The sequence below is a fragment of the Virgibacillus ndiopensis genome (assembly GCF_900187325.1).
In the GTDB taxonomy this organism is placed as follows: domain Bacteria; phylum Bacillota; class Bacilli; order Bacillales; family Amphibacillaceae; genus Virgibacillus_E; species Virgibacillus_E ndiopensis.
In genome coordinates, this window is sequence record NZ_FZMZ01000005.1 from 460,846 (window position 1) to 473,408 (window position 12,563).

Genomic DNA, 12,563 nt, shown 5'->3' on the forward strand with positions numbered 1-12,563 from the left:
GGAAATGACGTTGAACCTGTAAAGTGGAATATCAGTTCCAGTTATTAAAATTACAAAAAAACCAAAAATAAAGTGGAAATAAAAAACTGACCCAAAAGAGGCATTATTTAACGAGCTTTTGGGGCAGTATCTATATTTATGGGTATATATTTTCTTCTTTACTACTCTTGAGATCTTCAATTAATTGTATCACCTTCGACAGATAGGATTTTATTTTGGCTAGCGAAATCCAATAATACCTAATCTTATATGAAGTTAGTGTTCCTCATAATCAGAGTTTGCCCTTACTTTCTATAAATCCCACGTCATTTAGATTCTCTCGCTTTACGTTTACTTATACTTCTGTTCTCGTAGTTTGGGACTTTCACCATTGAGACTCACCCAAAATTACCTCACACACAAATTAATTTAAAAAGAAGTCCGTGCGTTGATTACATGATCCCCTGTTAGGAATTTTCATCTTAAAATCACTTAAAGAACCGATTAATAATTTCCTGCTATCCCCTTTTTAAGAGTATCCAATTCATTTTTTCCAATACCATTCAATAAAATTATTTTTGGATGTAAAACCTATTTTTTTGTTATACTTATTATATGGAAAAATTAAATGAACTTAGAAAATCAAAACATCGACTGACGAAAAAGGGTGAAGAGACTCGCTCTCAAATCGTATCTGCTGCTGCCGAATTGATGTTTGAGAAAGGCGTTTCAGGTACAAGCGTAGGGGATGTGCAAAAAAAGGCTCAAGTCAGCTCGTCCCAGCTATACCATTATTTCAAGGAGAAGCGAGAGCTGGTTAAAGCCGTAATTATTTATCAGACTGAGAAAGTGCTAAGCACCCAAGAGTCTTTGGTAATCCAACTTGACAGTATAGAAGCCCTAAAAACTTGGCGTGATGCAATTGTTCAACTTCAAAATGAGAGGCAATGTCGGGGTGGGTGTCCAATCGGCTCGCTTGCCAGTGAGTTGTCAGACATAGATACAGATGCGCGTTCCGAGCTCGAAGTCGGATTTATGCAGTGGGAGAACTTTATTCGAAAAGGGCTACGCACGATGCAGGAGCGTGGCGAACTGAGCACCAATGCTAATCCGGACGAACTCGCTCTTGCGTTGCTGACCACACTTCAAGGAGGACTTCTTCTTACGCAGGTTCGAAAAGAAACACTACCCCTTGAAGTAGGATTGGACAGTATGCTAACACATATCAGCTCATTCATCATTTGATATTTGCAGAATGATAACACTTTTTCCATTTGCGCAAGATAGCATTCTAATTTATTATAAGGGCAAAGCAGAAAATATCATGGAAAAAGCACTCTAATTCGCAACTGTTCTGCCCCGTAAATGTTGACACTAAACAACATCTACGGGGTATTTTTTATGGACAAATTAAAGCTGAAGAAAAGTTAAAGATTGTTTTAAGGTATTTAAAATAGAATGAAAGTGATTTTGATCCTTCTACTGTTGACCACATTGTTTCCATATTCGACCTGAAACAAGATGTTGAAAGAAGCCTCGAAAATTTTTCAATGGATATTGGAAAATTTGGTGATCTTCAGAAAGAATCCAAACTTCGCGCAACACTAGCAAATTACTTATTTAATGCGAGAGCGTTCACTATACTCCTAAACAAATCATAATTGGTAGTGGAATTGCAGATCTTAATCATATCTATAAATCTCATCCATCTCTGATCTAATCGACTCTTCTTTCTCCCTGATAGAATGGATTATTTGTTGTATTCCTACTTGTGTTTCATTTGATCTAACTCAGTTTAGTAACGTTTGGGGTAATTTTTTTTATCACCAAATGTCTCTTTAAGGGCAGACACTTAGACTGGCAATTGTTCAACGATACTCATTATCTCCCAGCAGAAGGCCGGTCGTTTTGATAGCTTTGGTGTTAACGCTGGGGCTTCATTAGTGGTTGTAGTGGGGACCATCCTTCTACCAAGCATTTCATCGAGCGCTTTCGTATACTTTGCTTTTTTAGGTGCTGTTTTAGGTGGATCGATCGTATATTATATGGCTTCTACTGGTGGGGGAACATCGCCGGTAAAACTAGCACTCGCTGGGATTACAGTCCATTTATTTTTGTCTGCCATTATCGAAGGTCTAATACTGTTTCATGAGGACTCAACAGAAAGTGTATTATACTGGCTCGCCGGCGCGGTTGACGGTGCAAGTTGGGGTGATGTACAGGTTATATGGCCATGGGCAATCACTGGGATTGTAATTGCAATATTGTTTGCACGACAGCTGACGATTCTTGGACTTGGAGATGACATGGCAAAAGGGCTTGGGCAAAACGTTGTCGTCATCCGCTTGTTATTCAGCTTGCTTGTCGTGGTACTTGCTGGTGCATCGGTAGCAGTTGCTGGTCCGATTGGATTTGTTGGATTAATCATTCCACACATCGCCCGAAAATTAGTTGGGATCGACTATCGCGTTATCATCCCGTTTTCTGGCTTACTTGGGGCTTTACTTTTAGTTAGTGCTGATGTGTTATCAAGATTTATAGCATTTCCGTCTGAATCGCCAGTCGGGATTGTGACCGCATTAATTGGCGCACCCTATTTCTTATATTTAGCACGAAAAGGGGGTAAAAAGTCATGAGACGGCTATCTCCGAAAATTAAATTGGTACTGCTTATGTTACTCACTCTAGTTATCGCAATAGTAGCAGTTGGTGTTGGAGCGGTGTTTATTAGCCCTATTGATGTGATGCAATCAATGCTCGGAAAAGATGATGGTGGGATTGGGTTTATTATTATGACTTATCGTTTGCCGCGATTTGTTATGGCACTCCTCGTTGGTGCTGGCTTAGGTGTTTCTGGTGCTATTTTACAAGGGATTATTCGTAATCCATTAGCTTCACCTGACGTAATTGGAATTACGAAAGGGGCAGGGCTTGCGGCAGCGATAGTTGTCTTGCTTTTCCCACAAGCTCCCGTTGTCATGTTGCCAATTGCTGCATTAGCAGGGGCAGCGATCATAACGGTTATTTTGTATCTTTTTGCATATAAAAAAGGTGTTAATCCATCGACATTAGCATTAGTCGGCATTGCCTTAGGGGCAATCTGTCACGCTGGAATCCAATTTTTAATGGTTAAATTTCCAATAGAGATCAACGCTGCACTTGTTTGGCTTACTGGTAGCATTTGGGGCAAGAGCTGGAATGATGTTTTATTACTGGCCCCATGGATTCTCCTATTAGTTCCAGTGAGCATTTTGTTAGCAAACAGATTGGATATTCTAAATTTAGGTGATGATGTTGCTGAAGGGCTTGGTGAGCCAGCGGAGCGTACTCGCGGTATTTTGCTAGCAGTGGCGGTCGCACTTGCTGGAGCATCTGTAGCAGTTGTCGGTTCTTTAGGATTCCTTGGTTTGATCGCTCCACATATTGCAAGACAGCTCGTTGGAAATAGACATCAATTGTTATTACCGACCGCTGCTGTAATGGGAATGCTATTGCTATTGCTTGCGGATGGGACTAGCACCACCTGCAGAAATATCAGCTGGGATATTTACAGCTGTTCTTGGCGCACCGTATTTCTTATTTTTACTTCGGAAATTGAAAGCGAAGTAACTGCACAAAAGGCTTGGAGACATTTCCAAGCCTTCATTTATCTAATCCATCCTTTTCTCCATCCAATTCAAATAAGTGGTTAAGCATCCGTTCTTTGTTCTCAAAAAATTGTTTCATAACCGTGTAATGGCCAGTCTCTTCCAGTGTTATTAGGAGGAGGTACTTCGTGTGCTTTCATTATGAGTCCAATCTCAATAATAACTTTAATGGTTATCTCTAAACCAGATTTATCTTCTCTAATGACGTGTAAAAAAATATCGTTTTTTTTGGAATGTATACTCCGAAATTCGAACGTAATAATAGTTTATATTCTAGGCAATCTCAATTTTTTTGAATTTAATTACATGTAACAGTCATACATTTACAAGGTCATTAAATAAAATTTCCATTTCAACAAACCCATTTATATAGTACCAATGTCAAAAGTTTTTAAGTTATAATATGGATATGAATAATCCATTAAATATAACTAAAAAACCAAAACTTACAAAAAAGGGGCAAGAAACCCGCTCTCGAATTATTGTAGCTGCCGCAGAATTGATGTATGAACAGGGCGTAGCTAGAACTACAATTGAAGACGTTCAACATAAAGCAAAAATAAGTTCATCACAGATGTATCATTATTTTAAAGAAAAAAAAGAATTGATACTGGAGGTTATTTCATACCAAACTTCAAAAGTAATTGAAAACCATAGACGGTACCTTAGTGATCTTGACTCATTCGAAGCTCTATATGCGTGGAGGGATTTTATTGTAGATATTCAAATAAAACGAAATTGCGAAGGAGGATGTCCTTTAGGATCACTTGCAAGTGAATTAGTTGAAACAAATACAGAAGCACATCAGGAAATTATGTCTAGTTTTTTTGAGTGGGAAGACAGTATACGTAAAGGTTTACGTTACATGCTTAATCGAGGTGAATTAAATTCAAATGCTGATCCTGATAAACTAGCACTTGCACTACTTGCGGCACTTCAAGGAGGCCTTTTGCTAACTCAAGTACGGCGAGATCCAAAACCAATTATCATTGCATTAGATACGATGATTGAACACATAAACTCATTCAAAAAAATATAAAAGTATTCGCATCAAGTTTATAAGGGGTAGGTCACTATTAAATTTACTTTATTAATTACTTTATGCATTTCCATAATTGATTTATTCAAATTCTGTATAGCTGAAGGGACTTAATCAAGAATTTAATACATTCATTTATTAGAAAGCTTTCGATGATTAATTTCGAATATTTTTAAACATAAGTTAAACAAACGCAACATCTGTATGGAAATACCTTATCAACTACATCCCGATAATATTTCTACTATCCGACACTTACTTTTGTCCAAACTTTGATGCGATAATTACTTTATTTAAAGAATCTTTAAAGGAATAAGAATAAGTTCCAACCTAGAAAGATTATTTTAGTTAAAGGAAGAAGAGCATCACAGAAAAAATATAATTAGGCCCTTCAATTGGGGGTTTGTCCCCATTTAAAATGTTTTATACTGAGCTTAAGGAGGTTCGCATGGATTATAAACTTGATCATATTGGAATTGCAGTACGTCGTTTAGATGTAAGTATATTATTTTATGAAAACGTATTGAAAGGTACACTTTTAGATCGATACAGAAGCGAGGCAAAAGGGGTAGAAAGTGAAATCGCAATTATGGAAGTAGGCGGAAATCGAATTGAATTGCTTGCTCCAACAAACAATACCACCTCCCCGATTGCACGATTTATTAATCAGAAAGGAAAAGGTGTCCATCATATTGCATACAATGTCAATGATCTCGATGAAGCGTTAAAAGAACTAGAAAATAAAGGTGTTCGAACATTGGAGGATACTTTAAGGATAAACAATCACGGGAGAAGATTAATATACTTAAATCCAGCTGACACGGATGGTACGATTATTGAGTATTGTGATTATCCGGATCAAAACTAATGTTACTTGAAAATACCATCAAATTAAAAAAGAGCCCGTTATTTGTAGGTGAGTTGCTATTTATATAAATAGGAAATGGTTTTGTGGACTAAATAACAGTTAAAAATTGTATGGAATAATAGTTATATGGAGAGGGAAAAATTAATATCGAAAGAAATTAATAACCTTCATCAGAGCTTTCCTCCAGTTTTAGGATGTCAGATAAACATAATGGTGGAAAACTTAAATAACATATTACAAAAAAATATCATACAAATTTAATTATGTTGAAAATATACAACTTGTAGGGGGTAATTAATAATGAATAATACTGAAAAGGCTACATTTGCTGGTGGATGTTTTTGGTGCATGGTTTCACCTTTCGAAGAGTTACCGGGCATAATAGATGTTATATCGGGATATACGGGAGGTCATAAAGAGAACCCAACATACGAAGAAGTATGTTCAAATCAAACCGGACATTATGAGGCAGTACAGATAACATACGATCCAGAAAAATTTCCATATCAAAAATTATTGCAATTGTACTGGCAACAAATAGATCCAACTGATCCGGATGGACAGTTTAACGACAGAGGAAGCTCTTATAAAACAGCCATATTCTATCACACTGAAAGTCAAAAAGCACTGGCAGAAATGTCCAAAAAGGAATTAGAAAACAGTAATAAGTTTAAGAAACCAATCGTTACTGAAATAAAACCTGCTACAGTATTTTATCCAGCTGAAGAGAAACACCAAAAATATCACAAGAAAAACCCTTTTCATTACAACCTTTACAAAGAGGGGTCTGGCAGAAATTCATTTATTAGAGAAAATTGGAGGGACGGATATGGGGAAGTGATCAATAAATTAACCCCTCTTCAATATAACGTTACTCAAAAAAACGCCACAGAGCCTGCTTTTAATAATGAATTTTGGGATAATAAAGAAGATGGAATTTATGTAGATCTAATTTCTGGTGAACCATTGTATAGTTCTTTAGATAAGTATGATTCAGGTTGTGGTTGGCCAAGCTTTACCAGACCTATTAAGGTAAGTGAAATCAAAGAAAAAGTTGACACATCTTACGGAATGAGACGTACAGAGGTTAGAAGTACTAAATCAGACTCTCATTTAGGACATGTTTTCGAAGATGGTCCCAAAGAACATGGTGGATTAAGGTATTGTATAAATTCCGCTGCTTTAAAGTTTATTCCAAAAGATAAATTAGAGGAAGAGGGCTATGGGGAATACACACATCTATTCACTTGAAAATTCTAGAAGGATATCTTGGTCAAGCTAACATCACTTGTGAAAATATAGTTGATTGTAAAACATTCTAAGCACCCTCTTATTTGGTATACCCTTAGGAGGGTGTTTAATATTATGAGGAAATTTAAACTTCAAAGTGTTGGCCATTATCAATTGTAAAAACTTGGCCTGTGAAAGATTTTTGAGTCAATTGAAAAAGAACAGCCTTTGCAATTTCATCTGGTGTCGAAATTCTCCTAAGTAGTAAGTTGCCCCACAAGTTGATACATCTTTTCTTAATCACCAGACCACTACATTGTATCAACTACACTTTAACAATACAAATGACAGTAGTTTAATTGCGAAACTTTTAATACGTGATCTAGTCACAATAGAAGATACTTCTATACTGTCACAACCCGTTTCTTATCAGGGTATCCTTTGAATAGGATCTCCAGAGTATTTTCGATCTGGTCGTATTGTTATTAACTGTACAATCTGATTTTCTATCGTCAATTGCTTTTGTGGCGAGAATTAATCATTATTAAAAGAATAAAATATACCAGTATAGTACAGAATAACTCAGAGCAAATAACGATGAAACTTAAGGTGAAAAATATGGTTCTCTTTTTTAATAAACATAATAAAAAGAAATTAACAAATAAATCTAAGCCAATTAAGATAGTTTTTGAGCAAGCTAAAAAATCCAGTGATTTTCACCAATATTCTCCTTTTGATGATTCTGACCGTCTATTAATTAGTTATTATAAGTCTATGGTCGATGTTGAAAAGGTAAATCGGCTTCTTCTGCCGTCAATTCAAAAGCACATAGGGAAAACCACCAATCTTGATGATATAAAAAATTATATACCTTTTGATGACTTACATATCGTAAAAGATGGCTCTGATGTACAAAATAAGCTTATGCAGGGCTATGCAATGATTCAACTAAACGAATTATATACACAATTTCTTGCAGTAAACATTGAAAACAATGGTCTTGGTATCCGAAAAAACAATGACACGGAAAATGAATTTACTGTTGTCGGTCCAAAGGTCGGCTTTATTGAAAACATGGATGTCAACATTCATTTATTAAGAAACAAAATTTCCATTTCTGATTTAGTTATTGAAGAGGTTATTATTGGATCTATGTCAAAAACAAAGGTGGCCATCGCATATTTGGACGGAATAACTAACCCTCAAAACATTCAAACCGTTCGACAAAGATTAAAGGATATAGATCTTGATGTTGTGTTTGATAACTCACATATTGACCAAATCCTTTCCGATAATTCAAATACGATCTTTCCGACTTTCATATCGACTGAACGAATTGATAAAGCGGTATTTTCTCTAGTGCAAGGACAGATTGCCGTCTTATCTAATGGATCACCTTACGTAATTACTGGACCAGCCACATTGATGAATTTTTTCATTACTCCTGAAGATTATTATTTTCCCTGGATAGTTGGGTCTTTCTTTCGGGTTATTCGTTACTTTAGTGTTATTTTTTCGATTTTCGCCACTCCATTGTATGTAGCCATACTAACGTTTCATTATGAAGTTATACCAGAAGTTTTACTTGGGCCACTTATTAACTCTCGAGCCAATGTCCCGTTTCCACCAGTATTGGAAGTTATTTTTATGGAACTGACGATTGAATTATTACGAGAAGCCGGTGCACGTTTACCAACAAAAGTTGGACAAACTTTAGGTATTGTAGGTGGGATAGTTATCGGACAGGCAACCGTAGAGGCTGCTCTTACCAGTAATATATTGCTTATCATTGTTGCTTTATCGGCGTTGGCGTCCTTTACAACGCCTAACTATACAATGTCCAATGCCATTCGAGTACTACGCTTTCCCTTTATAGTAACTGCAGCACTTTGGGGAGGATTAGGGATTGCAATAGGAATGGTTTTTCTTTTTGGACATCTGTTAAGGTTAAAATCTTTTGGTACACCGTATTTAGTGCCGCTATTTCCATTTAGAAGAAAGAACTTTCGAGACAGTTTTATTCGGTCATCATTCGATTATACAACGGCTCGAAGTAAATTTTTAAGACCACTCAAGATGAGAAGGTATACACCAAAGAGAGACAGGGAGGATATTAATAATGAATAATCAACGAAATATTATCAAGATTGGTTTCATGTTTACTATTACATTTCTTATATTGTCCGGTTGTAAGCGCATAAATATCATCGATCAATTACAAATTGTGACGATTCTTGGGTTTAGCAAAGAGGATGACAAGTATATTGGAACAGCTCTATATACTGACTATACGGAACAAAAGCAAGGGAAAGTTCACACATTGCAAGGGGAGGCATCAACCGTAGAGTTAGTTCTCGACGATATAAACAGCCAATCGGAAAAACCTATAAATATCGGGAAATTAATGCTACTCATCGTTAGTGAAGATATAGCCAAAGAGGATATGTCCGACATTTTAAAAACGATTTGTAGAGACCCTTTGGTCGGAACTAATCTAATTGTAGCTGTTTCAGAAATTCCACCAAAAGAAATACTTAACAAAATAAAAGAAGAAGGAGGGGGCTATCTTCCGGAACTAATTGAACAAAATTTCATTTCGAAAAACATACCTATTTCGAACCTTCATATTTTCTTATTTAATTATTATGGAAAAGGAAGAGACGTCGCTGTTCCATATCTGAAGCTAAATCAAAAAGGGAAGGTTGAGGTAAATGAATATGCGGTGTTTAAAAGAGAAAAGTTGGGTCTAATTTTAAATGAAAAAGAGATGGTTCTTTATAAAATTTTACAAGATAAATCCATAGGTGGTCAAGTGGCAGTTAACGTACATAAAGATCAATTTGAAGATGTAGCTGTACTTACCATTCTTTCTGGGAAAATTATTGAATCCGTATCAAACCCTAATACGTTGCCAAGGATATCGTACAACATAACCTTAAATGGAATAGTTAGAGATTATCCAAAATGGTTGGATATGAGGAAGAAGGAAAATAATTTATTATTAGATAGGCAATTAGAAAAAAAGTTCAAGGAAGATTTGAAACACCTTTTGTTAAAGTTCCAGGAACACAATGTTGATCCTTTGGGGATTGGAGATTTCATAAGAGCTCATAGTGAAGAATGGAATGAAGAACAATTTTACGAAACAATCTACCCAACTATTACATTCAATGTCGATATTAATGTCGTACTGTCTAAATCAGGAATTAAACAGTAAAAATATAGGAGATTTGCAATGGATAAACAGGTAAAAGAAAGTTTAACGGTTTCCCCTTTTTTTATTTTTTTTCTGATCCATGGAACCCAAACCGGTGTGGGAATGTTGAGCTTTCAAAATGAAATAATAAAAAATGCAGAACAAGATGCATGGGTTTCAGTTTTGTTGGTTGGATTCAGTTTTCATCTAATTATATGGATGATCTACTTTCTATTAAAACGTTCAACCAAAGGAGATATTTTTTCCTTACATCAACAATTATTTGGGAATTGGTTCGGAAGTATCTTAAATATCTTTCTTTATGTTTATATGATTTTAATTACCTCATCTGTCATTCGTTCTTACGTAGAAACTTTACACGTTTGGGCTTTCCCTTATATTGAGATTTGGGAGCTATCATTAATTGTTTTATTAGCAACGACATATATAGTCTTCGGGGGATTCCGAGTTGTCACAGGGATATGCTTTTGGGGTGTAGTTATACCCAGTCTTTTATTATTTACCCTTTATTACCTGTTTCCATATGCTCAATGGGATAATTTAAAACCATATTTGAACCACAGTTGGAACGACTATTTCAATTCAAGCAAAAATATAATCTATATGTATCTGGGCGTGGGTTTTTTATTGATTTATTTCCCTTTCATTAAAGATAACGTAAATTCTAAAAAATGGGCGCATATTTCTCAATTCTATACTACATTTATATATTTTATCCTTACTGTCACTTCACTTGTTTTTTTTAGTCTGGGACAGTTAGAACATATCACATGGCCGACTCTTAATTTTTCAAAAATCATCTATCTTCCCTTTATTGAAAGATTTGAATTCGTCTATATTTTTACATGGCTATTCGTGATTTTGCCTCCCTGCTGTGTCGCCCTGTGGAGTGGAACACGGATTTTAAGAAAAACAATAAATCTTAAAGCAAAATATTCATTATGGATTTCCAGTAGTATTATTTATTTAGTAGTTATTAATTTTAAAAGTCAAATAGAAGTTGAAACGTTGAATAGAGTTGTATCTCTAGCCGGCTCCATATTTTTATTTTGTTATATTCCAGTCTTATTTATATGGCTTAATATTTATAATATTTTATTTAAGAGGAAAAGATATAAACATTGAGTTTATTTTGGATAACAAGTCAACTATTTAAATTGATGGGGTTTTAGATCCAAAAGGCTTAATGGGAGATGCAACCGTAAAGCAATACTTCCAAACCCATACTATTGAAGCACTTGTTGATACTGACAAGTCTGACGAAAGGATTCAAGATGCCCAGTATTCAACATTTTAAAGGAAACAAATTTTATTAAGGTTCAATCTACTTGAAGAAGAAAATAATCTTACTGTTTGACATAGAAACCGAGAAGCTTATTCCTATTCAGTAACGTGTCACGCGAGAAAGCGGAACCATCCTTTCAAAATGAATTCTGGGGTCATAAAGATGAAGGGATTTATGTTGAGATTGTCTTTGGCAAACCATTATTTAGCTCTCTTGATAAATTTGATTCTGGCTGTGGATGGCCGAGCTTCACGAAGCCAATCAAGCATCAAGAGGTACTTGAAAAACTAGATATGTCCCATGGAATGAGACGGATAGAAGTAAGAAGCACGTCGGTAGATGAAAAGTAAGTGAATTTATGGAGGCAAGCTTTATGACATTACGTGAACAAATAGAATCGAAAATAAGTCAATTTGTAAAGAATCGCCCTAAGGAAATACAAGACGTATTTAGGAGGCTGCAGGGGATTTAGAGAAACTTACTCCTACTGATTATCTTCAGGGCAAACAGATCCAATTATCACACTATCAAGTGCGGCAGGTAAACCTGTAACCCTATATAATGTACTTAAAAAGGGTCCTGTTATATAAACCTTTTCCCCTGGGGAAATTTATTATAGAAAATATTAAACAGGCAGATATTGATGGTGGCTAATGAAATACAAGTGATTTAACATTTCTTAGGAAAAATCCTGTTTTATAATTGACAATCCAAAAAATATCCGTTAATATTTGTTTTATAAAATGGAGTAACTACTCCAAAAACAAATAAAGAAAAGGACAATTGTTAATTTATCAGCGATGGCTATCGATTACGGAGTGTAAACCATGAGCCATACGGTTCGAGTAAAGTTGCCATCAACCTGCATACGAAAGCGAGGTTATCCGAATATGTACCTAAGTGGTGTCGATTTAATTCCATCAGCCTAGGGCACACCTAGTAAAGCAACGGATCCAGTGGGCGAGGCACGTGACCAACTGGCCACCCAATCTCCGACAGTCCGTCCTGCCTCGGCGAATGAGATTAATGATTATCAAAATTTAAAAGAATGCTTGCGTTTAAAAACTAACGATGATTTAAACTAGCAATCGCTTATTATATTTCTTAGTGGATACACATTTTTTTAGGTAAAGAGCAATATAATTCAATCGGATTAGGTTTAAGTTTTTACGACAATATGTAGCATAAAATGGGCGTACGCATGGAATTTCAAACTTTACGAGTTAAAGCGGTTGTGAATGGTTTATTATTCCATCCTTCAAATTTTGATGCTACTCCCTTTATTTCAATTCATTAATA

At 35.5% G+C, this 12,563-nt stretch carries 7 protein-coding genes and 4 pseudogenes; 10 read left to right on the plus strand and 1 reads right to left on the minus strand.

What is annotated here, in order from left to right:
• The first annotated feature begins 594 nt into the window (after positions 1-594).
• The 6 genes and pseudogenes from CS937_RS09610 (at position 595) to msrA (ending at position 6,783) form a co-directional block, all read left to right on the plus strand.
• Positions 595-1,224, plus strand: coding sequence for a TetR/AcrR family transcriptional regulator (locus tag CS937_RS09610; protein WP_099158250.1), 630 nt, complete (start codon positions 595-597; stop codon positions 1,222-1,224).
• 671 nt (positions 1,225-1,895) lie between these two features.
• Positions 1,896-2,615, plus strand: a pseudogene (locus CS937_RS09615) (FecCD family ABC transporter permease); the annotation flags it as partial.
• A pseudogene (locus tag CS937_RS09620) lies at positions 2,612-3,587 on the plus strand (FecCD family ABC transporter permease). The pseudogenes CS937_RS09615 and CS937_RS09620, both read left to right, overlap by 4 nt.
• 441 nt (positions 3,588-4,028) lie before the next feature.
• Positions 4,029-4,664: a TetR/AcrR family transcriptional regulator gene (locus tag CS937_RS09625; RefSeq protein WP_218012843.1), complete on the plus strand. Its 636-nt coding sequence runs from the start codon at positions 4,029-4,031 to the stop codon at positions 4,662-4,664.
• Positions 4,665-5,112: 448 nt separating this feature from the next.
• Positions 5,113-5,532, plus strand: a complete 420-nt coding sequence (locus tag CS937_RS09630; RefSeq protein WP_099158252.1) for a VOC family protein — start codon at positions 5,113-5,115, stop codon at positions 5,530-5,532.
• Between the two features lie 300 nt (positions 5,533-5,832).
• A complete protein-coding gene (msrA, locus tag CS937_RS09635) occupies positions 5,833-6,783 on the plus strand; it encodes a peptide-methionine (S)-S-oxide reductase MsrA (protein ID WP_099158253.1) in 951 nt (316 codons plus the stop codon).
• A gap of 124 nt (positions 6,784-6,907) precedes the next feature.
• Here the strand turns inward: msrA and CS937_RS19690 are convergent.
• Positions 6,908-7,058 (minus strand): annotated as a pseudogene (locus CS937_RS19690) (3-ketoacyl-ACP reductase); the annotation flags it as partial.
• 301 nt (positions 7,059-7,359) lie between these two features.
• Between CS937_RS19690 and CS937_RS09645 the strand changes: the two are divergent.
• The 4 genes and pseudogenes from CS937_RS09645 to CS937_RS09660 all read left to right on the plus strand — a co-directional run.
• Positions 7,360-8,889 (plus strand): spore germination protein, encoded by a 1,530-nt coding sequence (locus CS937_RS09645; RefSeq protein ID WP_245835728.1) that lies wholly within the window; start codon positions 7,360-7,362, stop codon positions 8,887-8,889.
• Entirely contained in the window at positions 8,882-9,979 is a 1,098-nt protein-coding gene (locus tag CS937_RS09650) for a Ger(x)C family spore germination protein (RefSeq protein WP_099158255.1), read from the plus strand. The genes CS937_RS09645 and CS937_RS09650 overlap by 8 nt, the downstream gene beginning before the upstream one ends.
• Positions 9,980-9,997: 18 nt before the next feature.
• Entirely contained in the window at positions 9,998-11,104 is a 1,107-nt protein-coding gene (locus CS937_RS09655; protein ID WP_099158256.1) for a GerAB/ArcD/ProY family transporter, read from the plus strand.
• 267 nt (positions 11,105-11,371) lie between these two features.
• Positions 11,372-11,605 (plus strand): annotated as a pseudogene (locus tag CS937_RS09660) (peptide-methionine (R)-S-oxide reductase); the annotation flags it as partial.
• Positions 11,606-12,563: the final 958 nt, after the last annotated feature.

Coding starts and splice junctions, on each gene's coding strand:
- CS937_RS09610 (WP_099158250.1), top strand. CDS start 595: ATGGAAAAATTAAATGAACTTAGAAAATCAAAACATCGACTGACGAAA.
- CS937_RS09625 (WP_218012843.1), top strand. CDS start 4,029: ATGGATATGAATAATCCATTAAATATAACTAAAAAACCAAAACTTACA.
- CS937_RS09630 (WP_099158252.1), top strand. CDS start 5,113: ATGGATTATAAACTTGATCATATTGGAATTGCAGTACGTCGTTTAGAT.
- msrA (WP_099158253.1), top strand. CDS start 5,833: ATGAATAATACTGAAAAGGCTACATTTGCTGGTGGATGTTTTTGGTGC.
- CS937_RS09645 (WP_245835728.1), top strand. CDS start 7,360: ATGAAACTTAAGGTGAAAAATATGGTTCTCTTTTTTAATAAACATAAT.
- CS937_RS09650 (WP_099158255.1), top strand. CDS start 8,882: ATGAATAATCAACGAAATATTATCAAGATTGGTTTCATGTTTACTATT.
- CS937_RS09655 (WP_099158256.1), top strand. CDS start 9,998: ATGGATAAACAGGTAAAAGAAAGTTTAACGGTTTCCCCTTTTTTTATT.